We start from the raw sequence: 18,246 nt of genomic DNA on the forward strand, positions 1-18,246 counted from the left end.
CATCCAGCAACGCAACGAATATTCCGGCAAGTAGTGCCGCTTTTGCGGTCCAGGGTGGACATCGCCACTTCCCGTGGTGGAAGCCGCGTTGAAGTACAGCACCGATGAGCATGACGATCCGCGGCCATGATCGCCGCTGGCGTGGTCGTATCGGCGGTCGGGCGGAGGCAAGGAGATTCAATGACGTCGAAGGTGCAATGGCGTCGGAACAAGTTCACAAAACCGCTTACCTGACGTCAACGAAACCCATCCCCACGCGTTATGGCAGTGGACGACGCAATGAATCGTCGCCTTACCACTGGAGACTCCGAATGAAGAACCTTGCTGCCGCCTTGATTACATCCCTGTTTGCTACTGTCGCGTTCGCCCAGGCATCCGCACCCGCGGCGACCGCACCAGCAACCACGGCTACGGCTCCGGCCACGACCGCCACGACGCCTGCGCCTGCACACAAGTCGACGAAGCACATTCATAAAGTGAGTCACCATGTGACGCACAAGAAGGCCGCACAATAATCCACGGCCTCGGCGTAAAGTATCAGAACCCTGCTTCGGCGGGGTTTATGCATTCAGCGATCGGCCCTAAGTTCGGTAATCGTTCATCGCGGTACGTAGACCTCGTCAAGGTGTTCGCGGCAGTCGATGGGCGTGGCTGCATTGGTCTCACTCAAACAACGCTGCCTGATGCAAACGCGAGCACCTTGTCGCCAAGGCATTCGCGGCCGGCCCGTGGGCGGGGCCGTCGGAGTGGGCAATCAGGCGCTTGCCCACTCGGAATCCCGCAAAAACGCTGCCTTATGCGAGCGCGAGTGCCTTGGCTCTTCACGTCTTGCGTCGCGCGTCAAATGCGCACACTGTTCAGATCACGATAGTGAAATTTCCGCGACGAGGGTTGTGGGCGCGCTTGACGCTTTTCGGCCCTGGCGGGACAAGTTACGCCAGCAAGTGAGAGGGTAGATCAAAGAGGCTGAACTGACGGGCAGGTCGTCTTGAGGTTTGTTCGACGCCTGCCTATGTCTGGGGACACGGAAGCGCGCGACGGCGCGTGCGGGCAGGCGTTGGAAAAGGACGAATACCCCTGGTCGAAACCTCCCGCGTCTGCGACCGCGACCACATGAGCTCATTGAAGAGTGCGGCCAGTAATGATTCTTGGGATCTGCGCCGCATTCTTGCGATCGACGGTTATTGGAGACGACACGGCGCGTCCGTCAACGTATCCGGAAATCCACTCCCATACTTCGAAGCCCCAGTACGGGCAGGCTTCAAGCGGTTTGCCCAGACGTCCAGCGAGGAAGCCGTTTTGCCACGGTGTGCTGTTCATCAATCGCCCTTGATGAAAAGTTCGGGGCAGTATTGCAGCGATCCTTTTCTTGTGTTGTGCGTTGCACCACGAAGATTGTTAATTTAATTTGAGCGCGCTTCATCGCTTTGAGCGCCTTGTTTTTCATGGCGAGAGAGCCAGGCATTTATCGTGGCTTGAGTCTGGGCGCAACAGCGCATAAAAAAACAACCGGCCGTCTCCGGGAACTGCGGGCGTTGATCGCTTAATTTATCGCGATGAAGATCTTATCGCTCGTTGCGCGGCTGCATGTGAACGGCCTGTTACTTCGTTCGCGCACTCCTGACACGCCGAACATAAGAAATGTGACCCGCGCGGGGCGGGTTACGCGCCAGGATGATGTGCGTCCCGATTACACAGGCTTGATATTTGCGGCCTGCTTGCCCTTCGGTCCCATCTTCACGTCAAAGCTTACTTTCTGGTTTTCCTGCAATGACTTGAAGCCTTCAGTCCTGATTTCCGAGAAGTGGGCGAACAGATCTTCGCCGCCTTCGTCCGGAGTGATGAAACCAAAGCCCTTCGCATCGTTAAACCATTTCACAGTACCAGTTGCCATTTTTGAACCTGTAAACGTTGAAAACCGCATTCGCGAACGCGGTACTGCACGGAGCGGCCGCCCGCGACGGAAGACTTTTACCACGTCGGGATGAGACCTGCCAATCAGCAGGTCCACGGACAGCACACGGTCTGCTTTCCGGTGGCCCGAACCGGCTCAGGCGCTGGTTGTTCAGGCCAGCGGCGGCTGCATCGGCTCAGCGACGGAATCCGTCGTCGATCGTCGATCCGAAATGGAACTATTTTTCGCGCACCGGGCCCATGCGCACCCCGATGCGCTTTTATCGCTTTATGCGTCATGGCACGCGGGGGCTTGGCCCGCTACCACCGGCTCACAATAGGACCGCTAGCTGCAAAAGTTCCAGCGCTTTCAATTCGTCCAGTCGACCCGTGCGCGCTTTACCTGCCAGCGTCTTGATCAATGCTTCCGCTATCGGTTCAATACCGTCAAGATTGTCCAGGCTGGTTACGGAAGTGAAGGGGCGCGGTACAGGGTTTCGGTGCGGTACGGCGGAGGCGGGGAACGACTCTAGGGTTGCCGGTGTGGCTGCCGCGGCCTCGCCATCAGTTTCTTCAGGTGAGCGACCGGCAAGGTCGTCGCGGAAATCACTTACATGATCCTGCGGGCTGACGACGGTCGTCTCTTTCTCCCCTGCGACATCCACCGAAACAGGCGAGGGGCTTTCCGGATCGCCCAGGGCGCCCGCCCGTGCGCGCGCCGTGTGCGCCTTCGCATCGACCTTCGCTGGCACGCCATCGTTTGTTGCGGCCGCAACCGGCTCGTGTTGTTCGGATACGCGACCGCGCGAAGCAGGCGTAAGCCTACGCGACACCGACTCTGGAATCTCGGCTTCGGATCGCGGCGTATCCAACCAGCCAACTGGCAAACCAAGTCGCTCCGTGAACCGGTTTGCCTCGACGCTGTCCATGCGTTTCTTGCCGTATAGCCGATGGTTCATGTTGGATCCACTCATCGCCATGACCACACCCAGTGTTACTTTCGATCCCTTGCGACTCGTGAGAACGTGGAGATTGGCGCGCCGGATGCTTTCTATCTCGGCGCTGTCGCTTAATGCCAGCGGTTGCTGTTGGGGCGTTTCAGGAGACGTCTTGCGTTTCGACGGTGAAGCTTTTAGCGGCGCAGGTGGTTCCTGCTGTCCGGCCATTTCGCTTCTACTGTTCTTGACGGCTCTGGGTGACCCGCCAGCTGCTTTCCTTGGCATTTGCGCTTCCTCGGACAAACTAAGAAATGGTTGTTGATCGACGTTCAGGGCAGAAGCCGGCTCAGGTGCTTCCGACTCCACGTCGGGTCCGTCGTGCGCTTGAACGAAGTCGAGCGGCGACTTCAGACGAGCGATGGTCTCGGCCGCGAGCGCGGGATTCGGATGGTCAAAAAAACCATGCGGCAACCCAAGCGTGGTTTCCATGTGAAAAGCGGTCTCGGGCGTGAATCTTTCGCCCTTCATCAGTTCGGCCACGCGCGTCATGTTCGATTCAAGTGCTATCGCGATATTCTCTGCGCCCACCGCATCGACGAGGAACTGGAACGATCGGGTTTTGAAAATGGAGGCAGTCTGGGTGAAGTCTCGAGGAGGGGGCTTAACATACGGTTGTCCCTGCCGGTTGGGCGGGGATTTTATTTCGTGGCGAGGTTGACGTTGGCCGCTATCCCGGGATCCCGCATATCGCCCGCGGGCTTGACTCATAAGGTAGGGCTCCATGGAATCGTTGGTCTGCTGAATCTTTTCATTATAGACGGGGCTGTGTCGGCATTTGATGGATCAGTAGCGGTGACATAAGCAGCCGTGGACAACTATAACGTACCAGGGGACATCTTTGAACACTCGATTTGCGCGGCCCGGGATCGTGAAAACAACTGCGATCGACTCGTGGCAGCGATGCATCGCATTCGAAAGAGCCAGTTCGCCCTCGGAAGCACGGCCATCAAAGATGGCGCTGCATGCCCGATAAGCACACCTTTCTATATCAACGATATCTTCCGATCCCCCTGTTTGCACCAGGGCCTCCATCGGCTGGTCCTTGTGCGCTCCGGGCATCGGGTGGGGCGTGGATTTATCGCGCGCTGGTTGTGCCGCCTGTTCTACTGGCGCGCACGGCATCCGATGGTACCGGATAGCCCAATCTGCGGCAAACCCGTTGTAGACCGGCAAGGAGGAGAGTCGCGCCAGACCTCAGTGGCGAAAAAGCGGATCGGTGTCAGGCACGAAACGAAAGGTGAGCGTTTTCAGGATCCCTCACGAAGGCTGCGGCGGTAGCGTACGTCATGGTTGCACATAACCGCTTCGCAGTTCATGCCGTTACACTTCGAAAGTGACGACTCTATTCAGACACGAAAAAAAACGTGCACCGGGTTTGAAGATTTTCCTGACACGCAGTGGTCACCTCAAATCCACACTGATCCTCACGACGGTTAGCATTATTTAAGACTTGAGTAGGCTAACCGATGAAACGACATTCGATCTCGCCAATCATTCCCTTATCACCCGCGCGAATCTGGCTCTATAATTCAGCTACTGGCGCAATGGAGCGCTGTATAAAAAAGGGGGAATACATGGCCACCTTAGCTGCTATCGAACGGCAAATTGCCAGGTTGAAAAGTCAGGCCAATGCGATGGCCAAAAAGCAAGACGGTGCCGTCAAGAAAATCCTTAAACAGATGAAAGTTGCGGGCGTAACGATCGAGGAAATTGTTGGGGCGAGTAGGAGTAGAGCTAAACGGGCTCCAATGGCCGGAAAGCATTCCACTGCTAACGGGAAACCCGGGAAACTGCCGCCGAAGTATCGCGACCCGGTCTCGGGCGCGACCTGGAGTGGTCACGCTCGTCCTCCCGCCTGGATTAAGGATGCAAAAGATCGGTCCAACTTTCTGATCAGTAAGGACACTTCAGCTGTTTCGGTTCAGAAAGCAAAAGCTACAACTGCGCTGAAGGGCGGAAAAAACAAAGGTAGTAGTTCACTCAGACCCAAATATCAGGATCCTGTTTCGGGCGCTACGTGGTCGGGAGCCGGACGACCGCCAGCGTGGATCAGTCAGGCAAAAAGCCGTGACGCTTTCCTGATCGGCACCACGGCAAAGAAAGCAGGGCGAAAAAGCGCGGCGAAGCCGAATTAACGAAGACACCGCGCCAGTTCGATTCGCGCCGGCAACAGCGTCCGCCCAGCAGCCTGATTTGGTGCCCTTCAATGGCATCTATTTGTACGTGACCGGTACCGCTATGGTCCGCCCTGACCAAAGGGAGCCGTAGACGGTGCCGACGCTCGCCGAGCGCTTTTGATAAAGCGGCGAGCCACGATGGTCATCGGCCAACGGCCAAGGCAGACTGCCCGGCTCGTGTTATGCCGACCTTCGACTCGAGAGCGGGCCCTCATCTGGTCGACCCCGCCGTGACCATTGCACATGGTCACGGCGCCAGGTGGCAGCGATTGACATGGCACGACTTCTGGGAGAGGCATCGGCGATAGCCGCGCGTTGGTGACACGCCTTCCGGTCTGCCTTGCACAGGATGCGACCCGGTTGGGACGAATGCCATGCATCAGGCGGAATCTACCGTGATGCGATCGTACCAGAAGAGCCGTACGCGCCGCCGCTGGTCCGGGAGTCGGCGTTTCATTCAGGATTACGTGGCTTCGACGCTGCCTGTCCGGAGAGCGCGTGGCTCGCCTGATCGATCAGCGATTTCGCGGTGCCCACAACAATCGAGCGGTCGATATCGGCGGTTTGCCAGCGACCGCCGCTGTCCTTTGCGAAGGGTAGTTCCGCGTGAAGGGTCGTGCCCTCATCGCCAGTCTCATCGGGCCGCAGGACGATGCTGACGTTGCAGGTGAATGCACGGCTACCGCCCGTGCTCCGTTGTTCAGCGCAGTCACCATCGGGCTTCACCAACGCAACCCTGTCAGCCGTCGGCAACGGATTACCAGCGAGCGCATTCAGCCCTCCTTTGTTAGCCGCATCCAGCGCCCGACGTACTGCACTGTCGATGTCCGATGCGTCCGGACCTTCACGCAGCCACCCACACGCTGTCAGAGTCAGGCACGCCAGGGCTAGCGCCACAGGCAAAATATTTTTACTGTCCATCCTTATTCTCAATCCCGGGCAATATTGCATGCCTCAATTGTCGCATTTTGCCCGGAACGTGCCGGAAGTTAACCCGTCCTCTCGACAGATCGTAGACCGACGACTCCAGCGTAACCCGGTCACCGGCAAGGATGCGAATGTGATTCTCCGCATGCGGCCCGATGCATACGCGCTCACCACTACGCCGTTCTCGAGCGTGCGCGGTATTTGCTGTCCGGCAGCACTTTCGACGACCCCGTTGAGGTCACATCAGTTCTTCCTTTGCCAATTCCCCCAGTGTGCGTAATACCGCGTCAATGCGGAGCATCGGCAAAGGCCGCTGAACACTGCATCCGTTCCGCGCGCGGTGATGTCGCAAGTTGTGTCTGTCCGGCGTATTTCGCATGTACGACGCAAGCCGATTTGCGCGAACAACATGGGCCAAAAAACAACGATGGTCGGCGGGATGAAACGCCAGGTGCCGGTCCCGGTCACCCGTCACCACACCTGGAGCATCTGTTCACTTGCAGCCCGAGACTGGAGGGCTTGCTTTCAGCCGTGCGGCTTCTTTTATTCCGTCCATAAACTGGACGGTCTCATAGTTTCGCACGAGTTTTTCGAGACCGTGGACGATATCGGTTTCCATCGCGAGAAGGCCTTTTTCGCCGTGAAAGTTGGATCTGAAGGCCTGATTGAACCGGTTGCTCAAATAGGAACTGACTTCCTCGATTTTCCCGGGGCTCCCTGAATCCGTGAACAGAACCGACCTGGGCGAACCAGCGTCATAGAATAGGTTATGCCGCCGCTTTGGCACGAAGTTCGCGGGCCGCTCGTCGGTAATCCACATAGAACCGATAACCCTGATCTTCCCCTTCATGCCCTTGGGCGTTATGAAGGTCCACACCTTGCGCGGCAGCCGCCCTTGAAGCTCAGTCAGCTTGTCGGTATCAGCTCCAAGTGTGCCAATACGCCCTTCGTTTACGTCCGATACGAAGTCTTTCCAGTAGTAGAAGATGTCCAAATTTGCTCCGTTCTCGAACTGGCGATATCGAGTCAAATGCCGTGACGGCCAACTGGGGCGAAGCTCGGCGACAGAACGCGATACCTCATAGCGTGAACGCGGATACGCTACTACAGGTCGCTACCAGCAGCCATGACACGGCCGACGGTCTCTACGGGCGCCTTTGCCCAGGACAAGCGATCGGGGTCTATGGCAGGCTCGACAGTCACCTCGCGCGCCAGCTTGTCGTGACGCAGCGCGAGAAATCTTGCTTCCCGTAGTTCGCCGCGGGGCGTCCATTGATGAAATGATACCTCGACGACGATCTCGGGCTTGAGCCACAGGTATTCGCGATTGCGCTCGGGCTTTGGTGTGTTACGGAATGGCGAGATGTCCTGTGGCGTGGCGTGCGCGAGGAATGCCACGGCCTGCCGGCTTCTGAAACATGGTGGCAATGGAGCCGACGTAGCGAAGCGTGCCGCCTTGTTCGAACACGCCGAGCAGGAGGGAGTCGACGCCAGAACTCCCGCGCGCGATGCCACCGACGACGAACTCCTGCTGCGGGTGACATTTGAGTTTGATCCAGTTCGGCGAGCGGCCCGAGTGGTAGGGCGCATCTGCGCGCTTGCCGATGATTCCCTCGAGCTTCATTTCCCGCGTCGCGGCCAATATCTGTTCCGGGTCTCCATCGAAATTTTCAGAGAAACGGATCAGCGGCGAGTCGACGACTTCGAGCAGCTCGCGCAACAACAGTCGACGCGTGCGCAGAGGTTCCTGGCGGCGTTCGATGCCGTCGAGCCAGAGCAGATCGAACAGAAACAGGGTGACGTTTGCTGTGCTGCGACGGTCGAACGCGTTCTGAAGCGCGTTGAAGTCCGGACGTCCATTCTCATCGAGAACGACCGCCTCGCCGTCGAGCCATGCGTTATCGACTGGCAGTTTCCCGAGCGCGTCCCGAAGGCGCGGCATTCTCTTTGTCCAGTCCAATCCGTTCCGGCTGACGAGCCGCATGGCACCGTCCAAGCCAACGTTCGAACGACGGGCGCCATTCTTCCCACACCTTGTCCTCGAGGCCGAATTCCCCGTCGTCCTGGCCGCTTCCGTCTTCGCAGAGGAACGTGTAGATGACGCCGTGCCCGCTCCGGTATGCGACGATGCAATCGCTCGGATCGGTGGTCATGCCGAGGGGATGCCGCTGCAGCAGCGCGGCAACGTGCTCTTCGACGCGTTCACGCGTCATCATCGTCGTCCTCGTGTGGGTCGCCTCGTGGTATGGGCGCGTGCAGGGGCTTCGACATGTCTACGCCCATCATCTCCATGGCGTCCGTCAGCAGATCGGTCTGCAGCCTGAAATTGAGAATGTGCTCTTCGCCGTCGAACACGCCTCCCATACCGCTGTGTATCGAGAGCACGTACCGGGCGACATGCAATGCGTGCAGAACCCTGGCTTCGTCGCCTGGCTGCTCGTCCTCGTCGAGGTCGATGGTCTTTTCGAGCCCGGGCGGTGGCGGCACGGAAACGACGCCGCTCTTCACAAGTTCGACGGCACGCGACACAAGGCGAATCTCCGCCTCGAAGTCGAGCGGAAACACCTCGCCCTCTGCGCGGCAGGTAATGCCACAATATTGCTGGAGCGTCCGCAGCGCCGCTTGCAGTGCATTCAGCACGAGACGATTGTCTGCTGCCTGCTGAACCGCGCGGCGAATAAACGGATCAGTGTCCATGATCCACCTCGATGAGCTACGCCCTTAACCGACTATTGCAACGAGGCGATGCATCGCATTAATGCTACGCGGTCGATCGCTCCAAAGTCATCTGCGGGATGGTCGGAGCGGGGGGAAACACCCTCCAGCAGCCGTCGCCGTGACGAAAGAAAAAGAGTGCGAGTTGCTCACTGTCGTGCGTAGTCTCAACGCACACATAGCGCCTTCCGCCCGAGACCGTACGGCTAAACGCGGTGATTCTTGCGGTCTTGCGAGGGTTGAAACCAAGCCATTTTTCCACTACGAAACGTAAGGATTGCTCTCCGGTATTGTTCATCTTGTCCTCTCGGTCCTGTGTGAAGGCGCATCCACACGCACAGCGCCTTTTACCCATACCAACGCAACGTGCGTGCCAGTGTGTGCTCGCCGCTCAATACCTGCACGATGAACGAGCTTCGCCGATCTCGCAGGGTGGCTGTGGCGCTCAACGACGTGCCGGATATCAGGGTAGCCATGCAGCAATTGCTTCCGCCGGCCTCGACCTGACCGTCGCACCAGCTTGCGGCAAGCCGGTTAGCCAATCGGCAAACCAGGCACGGCGTTTTGCGAGATACAGGCGTCATGATTGAGGGGTGGCGGTGCTCCGCGCGGCACAAACACACGGTCGCCGGCTTTCACCGGAACATAAGACAGTGCGCAGTACCCGTCGCGAACGGCCTTTTTCAGAATCCAGACCTGTTCGCCATAGTGGCAGCGACCCGCTTCACACCATGCAACGATAATCGTCGTCGCGCTCGGGCGTTCCAGTACACGAACTTCGGGCGGCTTCAAACCGCTCGACGTATCGCTGCCTGCCTGCTTCGACCGGCTGGTCTCAGCGAGCATGGCGCCGCGGCAGTTGGGCGAGCCACATCGGCACCGATACAGTTTCGAAGTTCATTGGTTTGTGGTCCGTCGACGACGAGCCCGTAATTGATCGTCAGTTCTTCACCGCGTTTGATATCTCCCAGAGCGTAAATGAACACGCGTCCGTCGGAGATATAAGCCTTGCAGTTCGGCTCACAACCATGATTCATCCAGCGGACGCTGCTGCCTCCGCGCGCTCCGTCAATAACCGTCCCATCACCGATATCAAACAGGAAAGTGTGGCCAGGGGTCTTGCCATAACTGGAGGCGCGTTGCACGACGTGTTGCCAGGGGACGCGTGCGCCCTTGTACTCGGCAATCAGCTCGGCTCGTCCGATATCCTGATTGGCAAAGACACCCTGTCCGTGCACTGGCGAAGGTTGCACAACGAATCGGGAAACTGAGGATTTATCAGACCGCATGTATCAACTAATGGCTCGGTAAAGCTTGGTCACCTCGGACCAGATGCTAAAGAAAGGAGCCCGCACCGCAGTCATTTCGTCGGCGATGTGTTTATCGCACGAACGGGCTGCCGGGTTGAGAATAAGACCTAGGTGGGCGGCTGGCGAGAAGCGACCTCGTACCAGCCATTTGGCAGCGCGACGAGTACTCCCCGCTGAACCGCGTTCTGGAGAATTTTCTTGGCTGCGCGACGCTTGATGCCTAGCTTGTCCGCCACCTGCTGCAGCGAGACTCGCCGGTGCGCGTCGCTCCAGCCAGCAAACAGGCTATCGACGGGCTTGCCTTCAATCATGTCCCTCGACGACGCCTTGCCGTTTTCGCGCACTGCGGGTGCTAATTCACTCCCTGCTGGTTCCAACGATTTCGCCTGCACCTCATGCTCCGCCACGCGCGCCTGGTCCAGCTTCGCCCGCGCCAGGTCCCGCGCGCCTTTCAAAAAGACGTCTCGGCTTTCCCGCTCGGACATCTTGCTGAGCAGCACACCGCGCACAGCACCATACTTGAGGAACATCGACTTCAGCGCCTGGGTCTCCGACTGCTTCAATTCGACCGAGTGCTGAAGCGCAGTAATTTCCCGCTCGAGTTCCTCCGCGCTTTCGTCCGCTTGTATGCCGGCTTTTACAGCGGCACATTGCTGAGCCAACTGCGTGTTCGCCCGTTCAAGCTCCTCAGTGCTCAGATTGACTGCTTGGGCGGCTTGGGAGTCGGTCCGCAACGAGCTGCCGGGAAGGTCCAGCGGCACCGCCGGCTCTTGCCTGTCGCAAGCAACCCCGGCTGATTCCCCGGGCAGCTCCGTTCTGAGCAGTTCGGTCCGCTCAAATGCACTCAGGGTGCGATAGTAGCGGCCGTCCACCATTGCATAACGATCGAGGAGATAGGCCATCAGCTCGGCCTCCAGCTCTAGCGCCCTTAGTAACTCCCTCTGCTCGAAAATCTGGCGGCGCCAGGTTGCGAAGAGTGCGGCTTTTGAATGATGTGTCGCCAATTCGGCTGTGAGGCGCCGATGGGTCACCAGCCCGTCGGAATGACGCTGGTGCACGGTCGATTCCATAGCCCGCATCAACGCGGTCGTTGCCGCTGTCTCTTGCATACCGTGAACAGCGGCTTCACTCAATGGCTTGGGTGCCTCCGGCTCCGTTCGCGCACTTTTTAACAGGCGGGTCATCCAGTTCACAAGCTATCCCTCGCGACGTCGAGCGGGACAATTTAGCACAGTCGACGCCGCTGAAAAGCCAACCGAGTACGGGGAAGTGGCTCCGCCCATTGCCGGGGACCATGTCACACGCTCTCGCGCAAATTCACCTTGCGGGCTTCGCCCGGATACCGTGAGCTTCTCGCACGCGACTGCCGTTGTTGCGCGATAAGTTGCGCGATAACGCTCGCGTTTGCGGTCGTCGGTTGTCGAGATCAAGCTTTTATCGTCGACAGGCATGTCGGATGGTACATCTTTGCGACCGGCGCTAGATGCGGCGCATTGCCGTAGAGCGCATTCAAGATGTCAAAGTTGCGACAATCAACACGTCAATTCGCTGAACAGCAGTGCCCGGATCGCTGTCAATGATTATTCGGAGGTTGCCCGACGGGAATTAAAGATGTCACTTCGGGCGAAGCGCGGGGACACCGTCACTCCCCACGTTTCGAGATGCTCTGATCTATGCAGCGACCACCGGCCAGTTCCAAGACATTGGACCCATGGCCACATTGATGACGATCCGGCTGACTTCGCAAATGATTCTTTTTTCGTGTGCCCGGTGTTCCTGAAAACCGTTGTCGGTCTGGCATACTGAAACTCCGTTCGTCAGCGCGGAGACAAACTGATGGGTGCACCCAATGAGCAAAATTTCGTCGACGGCAATCTGATAGTAGTAACGCTTATCGCCGCGACGGCGGAGGCATCGATAGCGGTCAGTCGACCACCAGCCGGACCGGCAGTACCGCCACAACACGTCAACATCAAACCATTCCTTGATGCTGGGCTATCTGAACGCGATGCCTTAAAGCGGGTGATGGAGATTGCTTCAATTGCAGTGCAGGCCACTAGCGCTGCCGTCAAGTAAATCCCGACTCTCGAAAAGGGACCACGGTGAATCCGAGCCAGGACGGACGAGTCCAATTTTCTCCACAAGCATACTTACGCATATAGTTGCATCGCGTGTGCCTTCGCAAATTTGACCAGTTCTGCAAGAGTCGATCGCCGAGGCTTAAGGCTGGGCCGCGGGAGAAAGCAAAGCGAAGGTCAGCACTTGCCCGGCGAGGCGCCAGGACGGGGTGCGGTGACGGTAAGCTTCGACGACACGATCGAAACTATCATGGAGATTTTTGAGCAAGCGGGTTCCTTCACCCCGCGCGTTACTGGACAACCCCTTCCGCTATCGTGTGGTGATCTGACATGAACGACAGGCGGCGAAAGATCATCCATGCGCAGAGGCAACGCCTCGAAGCGCTGAAAGTCAAGGTCGAAGAGCTGAAGGCGGAAGCCGAGAGCATCCGGAGCGAACTGGAAGCCGTACGTGACGACGAACAGGAAGCTTTCGACAACATGTCCGCAAACAGGCGATCCGGCGAGCCCGGGCAAAATGCGGAAGCGTCCATCGACAACCTCGACACGGCCATCTGTGCGCTCGATGAAATTGAAGACCTGACGGACCTCGTCGATGCCATCGAAGCGCTCGGCGATGCGGAGAACGGATAACGTGTCCACGGTTGTTGCGCGGCTTGACAGCGCGAGCGACCCGGTATCAAGGAAGGCGCCGCCCGGCGCTCCAGGTCGCGTCGTTTCATGAAAGGCGTGTGGCTGGTTCCCAAAACAATCCGGTTCCCTGACGTCAACGAAACCAAGCCTGATTCGTTTTGACGGCGGACGACGCAATGATTCGTCGCCTTCCCCCCACTGGAGACTCCAATGAAGAAGCTTGCTGCCGCCTTGATTACATCGCTGTTTGCTGCTGTCGCGTTCGCCCAGGCTTCCGCACCTGCTGCGACCGCACCGGCAGCCACCGCTACGGCTCCGGCCACGGCCGCCACGACGCCGGCGCCTGCACACAAGACGACGAAGCACATGCATAAAGTGAGTCACCACGTGACGCACAAGAAGGCGGCGCAATAGGACACTGCCTTGGCGCGAAGTATCAGAACCCTGCTTCGGCAGACTGCTTCGGCAGGGTTTTATGCTTTGAGCGATCGGCCCTGAACAGGGTAATCGTGTAGACCTCGTCAAGGTGTTCGCGGCTGCATTGGTCTCTCTCAAACAGCGCTGCCTGATGCGAACGCGAGCACCTTGCCGCCAAGGCATTCGCGACGGCCCGTGGTCGGGGCCGTCAGAGTGGACAAGCTGGCCTTGTGCCTCTCAGAATCCCGCAAACGCTGCCTTATGCGAGCGCGATCGAAAATCGTGGTAGAGGGATCTCGGTTATCGGATCGACTCGACAGTGCCCGTCAAGGCATTCTTTGCGGAATTTGTCGTCAAACGCCGCGAAGCGTGTTGAATTACCTTTGCGAGCTGAGTGAGCGGAGAACACTCAGCAACGCGATCCGGAGGGCTATGTGGCCCCCATCGGTTCCAATGCGGCACCGTATCGAGTTGCGCTTCGGCCATCGAACATGATGTGCTCGTGATGATCGATGCCTGAGCGAATCGGGGCGGTTTACATCAAGAACGCCCGACGAGAGAGTCAGGCGATCATCCGGCTATGCGTCGTCCGCCGTCGGCCTTCAGCGTCAAAAAGGCCGTCCTCATGCTGTCACATTTCGACGTTAAGCTTGCCGCCCTCGGTAGTAAGCCCACGGTGAGTGGGTAGTCACGGAACGCCCGTCAACGCAAAAGCTGACGAGCAGCGTTTCGTTCTTTGCATCAGGAGCAGCCCGTGCTGAGCGCCCACGAATTTGCAACATTAATGCTGGTCAAGGACTCCGCCGATCACATTGCCGACCGGCAAGAACTTGGCACGTTGGTTGAACGCCAGCTTGTTGCATTGGAGCGACTTGCGGGCGGCGCAGTTCGCCCTCGCATCACGGAGGACGGAGAGTCGCTTCTCCGTAACATTGCCTTTATCCATGACGGGACAATCCGTCGAGTGCTGGATGTCGCCAACCATTGATGCAAGTCGCGCTCGCATGGTCCTTATCGGGGCGTTCCATTGTAGAGCCGACCGGTACATCGATCGAAAGGCCCGCACTGCAATCTGATTGGCCAACTTCGACAGCAACGTATGGCTTCGCGCCAGGAGTTCGCGAAGGGACCCCCGCGCCTGCGCCGTGGAGAGCATTGCAACTACAGCTATCGCGCCGCTAATGGCTCTGTTCGGGTCGCCATGAAAGCGGCCTGGAGCTCCGGCGACATACGGACACCTCTCAGCTCTTTCACCCGCTTGACAGGCGGGCGGATCGGGCAGCTTCAACGCAGCGCTTCCAGGCGGCGTTGGCAACGTATGTCATCTCCACCGCGTCGATAGCTCTGCATCGCCTTTGAGTGGTCCGGGATAACGCTCTTGTCTTCTGCGCCCCACACGCCCTCCCAGAAGAGTCCGAGATTGTGTGCAGACGCTTTGTGCCCCAGTTCAATGGCCTCCTCATAGAGCGAGCGCGCGCGGCTCACATCAACCTGCATGCCCCGTCCGAGCCGTGCGCTGTCGGCCAGCGCGGCGGCGGCCATGCCGCGCAGACGACCGTCCGCGGTCTCATCCTTCATCACATCTTCGAGAATCGCGTTACCTCGTTCAAAGTCCGCCTCCCCTCCCGTTGGCGTAACCAGCGAAATGGCCATTGCCATTCGCCAGGCTGGATGGCGGTTCGCGCCAATGCGCTCCAGTAACCAGCGGCCCAGATACGGCGCGTGGCTTAACGTGCTGGTGAGAAGCGCGTTTGCGATCGCGGCGAGCGACTCGGGTGACAGGAATCCAGTCTTGTTTGCCGCAATGACGTGACGGGAGAACTTTTCAACATCGAGTGCGGGGTCGGCGCGACGCAACTGATGCCATTCACGCTCGATTGTTCCAACCCAGCTTTCCATTTGCATGGTGAGCAATCCGTTGGTGAAGAAATGCACCTGATTCTAGCTCACCTTTTGCGAATTGCAACCATGCGGATTTGAGCGTCATCCCAGGGCGGGGCTAGATACGCGGATGTCAGAAACAGGCTTGAACTGCGCTTGGGCGCAGTTTCGACACTAAGCGGTAGTGTTTAATATGCGCGCTGCCTGGACGCGATGGTCGCGGCAGTGCGGACCACAACGGGCCGTGTCTAGGGTGCGACCACCTACGGGCGGCTGTTGCGCGACGTCGCGCCGCAGGCCGGTGTCACCCGGCGGCCAAGTACCCCGACTATCCAGTCGGCAGTGCTGCGCACGCAGTCCCTGGAGCGCGGTGCGGTTGAGGCGGCTGTTGAAGCTGCCCCACTGATGCCGGCGGCCAACCGCGCTCACACGGCGTACGGCTTACACTTCGACAGGGGAGAGCGGCGACGGTGGGGCCAACGCAGTCGTGCCGTTCGACGCAGCGCAGGTTCGCGCGTGGCTCGCGCCGATGCTGCGCGAGGCGCTCGTGCCACTGCATGCAATGCTGGCTGCGACCCACGGTGAACCAGAACCGGTGAGCGCGGATACGCAGCAGCTGCAGCGCACGTCGGCGGCCCTCGAGGATGCACACGCGCGCATCCGCCGGCTCGAGCAGGAGATGGCTGAATTGCGACGGGAACTCGGTCAGGCGCAGGCCGCGCTCGATCTCGCCGGTGAACATGTCAATGCGATGCTCGCCGACCTGCGTGAGACGATCGCGGCGTCCGGGCGCGACAGCGGGGCGCTGGCGCGCGCGGCGGAGCAGCTGGCCGGTACCAAAAATTCCTCAAGGCGCAGAACGATGCTGTGCGGCTGCAGGCGGCGTCCGAGGCCAACGCACTGCGTACGCAGAACCGGCAGTTGCGGGAGCGGATCGACCACCTGCTGGTCGACAACGACCAGTACCGGCGCGCGCTGGCCAATCGTGCGACGCCGCGTAGCTGACGCAGGGGGCTATCGCGCCTCTGCCCAAGCCGTCATCCGACGGCTGCTGCGCGCTCCGCGTTCTCCTGGAGCTTCGTTGCGCGGCGTCACCTTGTCATGGCCCAGGCAGGAACTGGATGTCTCCGTACCAGGCGCGTGTCGTGGTGCCGGTGTTGTCGGTATCGGTCAGCAGGCCGTAGCCAGTGATCCTGCCGGGCGGTTCGTGAAAGACCTTCTCATAGTCCTGCACGATGTTGCGACGTAGGCTTTGCCACTGGCCTGCATCGCCGGGCTGACCAGAGACGACGATCATCTGTACGCGGCTAGTGTGGGGATTGGCAATGACGCTGCCTGGCGCGGCGCTGGTCGACCAGATATACATCAGCGTGGCATAGGGCAGGTCCTGGCCACCCAGGCGCTTCGCCACTTCCATGCTTGCCCGGTCGAAAAGCGACAGCCTGCTTTTGTCGCCGTCAAATGCGAACACCAGTCGCGCGGGCGCATCTTCCTTCGAACCGTCGCGGTTGTCGGCGCCCTCGATCGGTTTTTCTGCTTTCCAGCGCCATGCAATAACCGGTGTTTGGGCCAGATCGATATTGCCTTCATGCATCAGGGCGGAAGCGGAACGGTTCGCGTCTGCCTGAAGGACAGTGGTCTGGCCGTCGTGAGCGAGGGTGTATTGCGTCATCGGCTTGCCGTGCACGACTGGCAGGTTCTTCCATCCCGGGGGCAGAGATGCACCGGGCGCGATCATGGAAAAGGCGATACCCGGTTTTTCGTCCTGTGCAAGAGTGACCAGCGGCGACAGCAGGAGCGCGGCGCAAACGGCGATCCGGGCTGGTCGTTTCCAGTCACGCGCGATCGAGAGTAAGCCCATGGATGGTGGTGTCTGGATTGGCTAGTCTGCATTGTAGTGGGAGCAGCCGGGCAGTCCAGAAGCACACAGTTTGACTTGTCTGCGGCGCGACCGGCGTCACAGGATCGCCCGTGCAGCGACGCTGGTGGCAACTTTACTTCTGGCCCTCATTCCTGCATGCAACGAGCAATGCTGTCCTGCTCGGCAATCCTTCAAGGCGCGACCCTTGCATCTCGTGTAAATTGGGTTCACTTGGAAGGCCGCTTTTCGGGTTGCAAAACCCCACCGGTCACCGACTCTTTTCAATGCGTCCGACTGACTGTGAACAGGAGAAAGCAAATGTCCATCGCCAGAAAGCTGATCGTCCTCTTCGCCTCAGCCTCGCTAGGTATCGGCGCAGTTGGGCCAGCGTTTGCACAAAACGACGCTGCTAGCGGAACTAATGCTGCCGCAACGGGCGCCGTCGCGTCCGCGGCTAAGCCGACTAAAGAGCAACGCAAACAAGCCCGCAAGGAAGCTCGCGCGAAGAAGAACGCCGAATTGAAGAAGCTCGAAGACGCGGGCTATCAGCCTGGTCGAGCAAATGACCAGAACTATCCGCAGGATCTACAGAACGCACAGAAGAAAGCCGGTATTGGACAGGGCGCAAGTCAGTAATGCGATTCGATTCGAAGGGCGTCTTGCCGTAGCTCTTCGCGTGCGGCCGGTGGCTTCATACCGCTCGCGGCCAACAATAGCGCTCACAATATCGCGGCGTAGAGCCCCCGCTTTGGTGCGGTCCCCTATCAGCCCAGCAAAAGGTGAGGATTTCCAGGAGTCGGGGAGACCTCGAGCTCTGGACGAGTCAGGTTGCTCGCGACGCGGAGGGCCCTGGCGCCCTTCCCATCGTCGACGAAGCAACCTCAGAACCGTCGTGGTTCGCGAAACCGGACGGGAGATCTTCCTTGGGGGTAGCTCCCGGAAACATCTCCCCGTTTGCATGTGAGCGGATTTGGCCGGCCTGGACGTGGCGAGCGATTGGTCGGACGCAGGCTCCGCAGGACGCCGACTGCTCATTTCCGGCCGTCGTGAAGCCGAAGGCAAGGCGCTGGAAGCCGAGCTTCGCGAATTCGGTGCCGACGCCGTCTTTGTCCGCGCCGACGTCCGTGGCGACCACGATGTTCGCGGCCGCGTCGACCACGCCGTCGCCCGCTTCGGCCGCATCGATGTTGCCGTTCAGTTTAGGGAGCGATGCTTGGCAGGCAGCCGGTGCGCCTGGATGCGTTTCGCTGAAAAAACGAAATGCGCGCCGCGCGCGAATCGCACCGCGGGAGTGGAAAGAAAAGAGGGAACGTAGTCTTTTCGTGTCCATGCGTGTCCGGTTCTGTCGCAGTAAGA

At 59.3% G+C, this 18,246-nt stretch carries 23 protein-coding genes and 1 pseudogene; 8 read left to right on the forward strand and 16 right to left on the reverse strand.

The window, feature by feature from the left end; genetic code table 11:
• Positions 1-311 precede the first annotated feature (311 nt).
• The gene (locus tag BN2476_RS05925; RefSeq protein WP_087733236.1) at positions 312-515 is read left to right on the forward strand and encodes a hypothetical protein; all 204 of its coding nucleotides are present in this window, start codon (positions 312-314) and stop codon (positions 513-515) included.
• Between the two features lie 746 nt (positions 516-1,261).
• Here BN2476_RS05925 and BN2476_RS45355 read toward each other — a convergent pair.
• From BN2476_RS45355 to BN2476_RS05935, 3 genes are all read right to left on the reverse strand, one after another.
• Positions 1,262-1,447 carry a hypothetical protein gene (locus tag BN2476_RS45355; RefSeq protein ID WP_143810908.1) on the reverse strand — a complete coding sequence of 62 codons (186 nt, stop codon included), beginning with the start codon at positions 1,445-1,447 and terminating at the stop codon, positions 1,262-1,264.
• A 243-nt stretch (positions 1,448-1,690) separates the two neighbouring features.
• Positions 1,691-1,894: a cold-shock protein gene (locus tag BN2476_RS05930; RefSeq protein WP_087733237.1), complete on the reverse strand. Its 204-nt coding sequence runs from the start codon at positions 1,892-1,894 to the stop codon at positions 1,691-1,693.
• Between the two features lie 331 nt (positions 1,895-2,225).
• Positions 2,226-3,599, reverse strand: a complete 1,374-nt coding sequence (locus BN2476_RS05935) for a hypothetical protein (RefSeq protein ID WP_087733255.1) — start codon at positions 3,597-3,599, stop codon at positions 2,226-2,228.
• A 758-nt stretch (positions 3,600-4,357) separates the two neighbouring features.
• Between BN2476_RS05935 and BN2476_RS47630 the strand changes: the two genes are divergently transcribed.
• Positions 4,358-5,026: an H-NS family nucleoid-associated regulatory protein gene (locus BN2476_RS47630; protein ID WP_087733238.1), complete on the forward strand. Its 669-nt coding sequence runs from the start codon at positions 4,358-4,360 to the stop codon at positions 5,024-5,026.
• 495 nt (positions 5,027-5,521) lie between these two features.
• On the opposite strand, the gene BN2476_RS05945 is transcribed toward BN2476_RS47630, so the two are convergent.
• The 10 genes and pseudogenes from BN2476_RS05945 to BN2476_RS05980 all read right to left on the reverse strand — a co-directional run bounded on the left by BN2476_RS05945 (position 5,522) and on the right by BN2476_RS05980 (position 11,213).
• Positions 5,522-5,989, reverse strand: a complete 468-nt coding sequence (locus BN2476_RS05945) for an LPS-assembly lipoprotein LptE (RefSeq protein ID WP_087733239.1) — start codon at positions 5,987-5,989, stop codon at positions 5,522-5,524.
• Positions 5,979-6,257 (reverse strand): annotated as a pseudogene (gene infA, locus BN2476_RS05950) (translation initiation factor IF-1). Before infA ends, BN2476_RS05945 begins: the two are co-directional and overlap by 11 nt.
• A gap of 231 nt (positions 6,258-6,488) precedes the next feature.
• The gene (locus BN2476_RS05955; RefSeq protein ID WP_087733240.1) at positions 6,489-6,989 is read right to left on the reverse strand and encodes a hypothetical protein; all 501 of its coding nucleotides are present in this window, start codon (positions 6,987-6,989) and stop codon (positions 6,489-6,491) included.
• Positions 6,990-7,099: 110 nt separating this feature from the next.
• On the reverse strand, positions 7,100-7,393 hold the full coding sequence (locus tag BN2476_RS48010) for an ATP dependent DNA ligase (protein ID WP_235850725.1): 294 nt from the start codon (positions 7,391-7,393) through the stop codon (positions 7,100-7,102).
• Positions 7,344-7,979 (reverse strand): ATP-dependent DNA ligase, encoded by a 636-nt coding sequence (locus BN2476_RS05960; RefSeq protein WP_235850726.1) that lies wholly within the window; start codon positions 7,977-7,979, stop codon positions 7,344-7,346. Before BN2476_RS05960 ends, BN2476_RS48010 begins: the two co-directional genes overlap by 50 nt.
• Positions 7,894-8,211: a hypothetical protein gene (locus BN2476_RS46390; RefSeq protein ID WP_160111677.1), complete on the reverse strand. Its 318-nt coding sequence runs from the start codon at positions 8,209-8,211 to the stop codon at positions 7,894-7,896. The genes BN2476_RS05960 and BN2476_RS46390 overlap by 86 nt, the downstream gene beginning before the upstream one ends.
• Positions 8,198-8,692, reverse strand: coding sequence for a hypothetical protein (locus BN2476_RS05965; RefSeq protein ID WP_087733241.1), 495 nt, complete (start codon positions 8,690-8,692; stop codon positions 8,198-8,200). The genes BN2476_RS46390 and BN2476_RS05965 overlap by 14 nt, the downstream gene beginning before the upstream one ends.
• A gap of 552 nt (positions 8,693-9,244) precedes the next feature.
• Complete coding sequence (locus tag BN2476_RS47565; RefSeq protein WP_175607931.1) at positions 9,245-9,556, reverse strand: DUF3331 domain-containing protein; 312 nt, start codon at positions 9,554-9,556, stop codon at positions 9,245-9,247.
• A complete protein-coding gene (locus tag BN2476_RS05975; RefSeq protein WP_235850727.1) occupies positions 9,499-9,999 on the reverse strand; it encodes an SET domain-containing protein in 501 nt (166 codons plus the stop codon). The genes BN2476_RS47565 and BN2476_RS05975 overlap by 58 nt, the downstream gene beginning before the upstream one ends.
• A gap of 128 nt (positions 10,000-10,127) precedes the next feature.
• On the reverse strand, positions 10,128-11,213 hold the full coding sequence (locus BN2476_RS05980; protein ID WP_143810909.1) for a hypothetical protein: 1,086 nt from the start codon (positions 11,211-11,213) through the stop codon (positions 10,128-10,130).
• Positions 11,214-11,856: 643 nt separating this feature from the next.
• Between BN2476_RS05980 and BN2476_RS45360 the strand changes: the two genes are divergently transcribed.
• From BN2476_RS45360 to BN2476_RS05995, 4 genes are all read left to right on the forward strand, one after another.
• Entirely contained in the window at positions 11,857-12,096 is a 240-nt protein-coding gene (locus BN2476_RS45360) for a hypothetical protein (RefSeq protein WP_143810910.1), read from the forward strand.
• Between the two features lie 332 nt (positions 12,097-12,428).
• Entirely contained in the window at positions 12,429-12,731 is a 303-nt protein-coding gene (locus BN2476_RS05985) for a hypothetical protein (RefSeq protein WP_087733244.1), read from the forward strand.
• Between the two features lie 210 nt (positions 12,732-12,941).
• A complete protein-coding gene (locus BN2476_RS05990; RefSeq protein WP_087733245.1) occupies positions 12,942-13,145 on the forward strand; it encodes a hypothetical protein in 204 nt (67 codons plus the stop codon).
• Positions 13,146-13,902: 757 nt separating this feature from the next.
• On the forward strand, positions 13,903-14,136 hold the full coding sequence (locus BN2476_RS05995) for a hypothetical protein (protein ID WP_087733256.1): 234 nt from the start codon (positions 13,903-13,905) through the stop codon (positions 14,134-14,136).
• Positions 14,137-14,432: 296 nt separating this feature from the next.
• Here BN2476_RS05995 and BN2476_RS06000 read toward each other — a convergent pair whose 3' ends face one another.
• Entirely contained in the window at positions 14,433-15,083 is a 651-nt protein-coding gene (locus BN2476_RS06000) for an SEL1-like repeat protein (protein WP_235850728.1), read from the reverse strand.
• Positions 15,084-15,896: 813 nt separating this feature from the next.
• Here BN2476_RS06000 and BN2476_RS46395 point away from each other — a divergent pair.
• Entirely contained in the window at positions 15,897-16,034 is a 138-nt protein-coding gene (locus BN2476_RS46395; protein ID WP_160111678.1) for a hypothetical protein, read from the forward strand.
• A 94-nt stretch (positions 16,035-16,128) separates the two neighbouring features.
• Here the strand turns inward: BN2476_RS46395 and BN2476_RS06010 are convergent, their stop codons facing one another.
• The gene (locus BN2476_RS06010) at positions 16,129-16,890 is read right to left on the reverse strand and encodes a DUF3047 domain-containing protein (protein ID WP_087733247.1); all 762 of its coding nucleotides are present in this window, start codon (positions 16,888-16,890) and stop codon (positions 16,129-16,131) included.
• A 318-nt stretch (positions 16,891-17,208) separates the two neighbouring features.
• On the opposite strand from BN2476_RS06010, the gene BN2476_RS06015 reads away from it, so the two are divergent.
• On the forward strand, positions 17,209-17,526 hold the full coding sequence (locus BN2476_RS06015) for a DUF4148 domain-containing protein (RefSeq protein ID WP_087733248.1): 318 nt from the start codon (positions 17,209-17,211) through the stop codon (positions 17,524-17,526).
• Positions 17,527-17,713: 187 nt separating this feature from the next.
• Here the strand turns inward: BN2476_RS06015 and BN2476_RS49490 are convergent.
• Positions 17,714-18,246 (reverse strand): hypothetical protein (locus BN2476_RS49490; RefSeq protein WP_328590278.1); only part of this gene is annotated, 533 nt, incomplete at its 5' end.

The organism is Paraburkholderia piptadeniae (genome assembly GCF_900007165.1).
Lineage (GTDB): Bacteria > Pseudomonadota > Gammaproteobacteria > Burkholderiales > Burkholderiaceae > Paraburkholderia > Paraburkholderia piptadeniae.

What these genes read in the sequence shown, in the direction of transcription:
- BN2476_RS05925 (WP_087733236.1), top strand. Translation starts at nt 312, where the DNA reads ATGAAGAACCTTGCTGCCGCCTTGATTACATCCCTGTTTGCTACTGTC.
- BN2476_RS45355 (WP_143810908.1), bottom strand. Translation starts at nt 1,447, where the DNA reads ATGAAAAACAAGGCGCTCAAAGCGATGAAGCGCGCTCAAATTAAATTA.
- BN2476_RS05930 (WP_087733237.1), bottom strand. Translation starts at nt 1,894, where the DNA reads ATGGCAACTGGTACTGTGAAATGGTTTAACGATGCGAAGGGCTTTGGT.
- BN2476_RS05935 (WP_087733255.1), bottom strand. Translation starts at nt 3,599, where the DNA reads ATGAGTCAAGCCCGCGGGCGATATGCGGGATCCCGGGATAGCGGCCAA.
- BN2476_RS47630 (WP_087733238.1), top strand. Translation starts at nt 4,358, where the DNA reads ATGAAACGACATTCGATCTCGCCAATCATTCCCTTATCACCCGCGCGA.
- BN2476_RS05945 (WP_087733239.1), bottom strand. Translation starts at nt 5,989, where the DNA reads ATGGACAGTAAAAATATTTTGCCTGTGGCGCTAGCCCTGGCGTGCCTG.
- BN2476_RS05960 (WP_235850726.1), bottom strand. Translation starts at nt 7,979, where the DNA reads ATGCGGCTCGTCAGCCGGAACGGATTGGACTGGACAAAGAGAATGCCG.
- BN2476_RS46390 (WP_160111677.1), bottom strand. Translation starts at nt 8,211, where the DNA reads ATGATGACGCGTGAACGCGTCGAAGAGCACGTTGCCGCGCTGCTGCAG.
- BN2476_RS05965 (WP_087733241.1), bottom strand. Translation starts at nt 8,692, where the DNA reads ATGGACACTGATCCGTTTATTCGCCGCGCGGTTCAGCAGGCAGCAGAC.
- BN2476_RS47565 (WP_175607931.1), bottom strand. Translation starts at nt 9,556, where the DNA reads ATGCTCGCTGAGACCAGCCGGTCGAAGCAGGCAGGCAGCGATACGTCG.
- BN2476_RS05975 (WP_235850727.1), bottom strand. Translation starts at nt 9,999, where the DNA reads ATGCGGTCTGATAAATCCTCAGTTTCCCGATTCGTTGTGCAACCTTCG.
- BN2476_RS45360 (WP_143810910.1), top strand. Translation starts at nt 11,857, where the DNA reads ATGGGTGCACCCAATGAGCAAAATTTCGTCGACGGCAATCTGATAGTA.
- BN2476_RS05985 (WP_087733244.1), top strand. Translation starts at nt 12,429, where the DNA reads ATGAACGACAGGCGGCGAAAGATCATCCATGCGCAGAGGCAACGCCTC.
- BN2476_RS05990 (WP_087733245.1), top strand. Translation starts at nt 12,942, where the DNA reads ATGAAGAAGCTTGCTGCCGCCTTGATTACATCGCTGTTTGCTGCTGTC.
- BN2476_RS06010 (WP_087733247.1), bottom strand. Translation starts at nt 16,890, where the DNA reads ATGGGCTTACTCTCGATCGCGCGTGACTGGAAACGACCAGCCCGGATC.
- BN2476_RS06015 (WP_087733248.1), top strand. Translation starts at nt 17,209, where the DNA reads ATGTCCATCGCCAGAAAGCTGATCGTCCTCTTCGCCTCAGCCTCGCTA.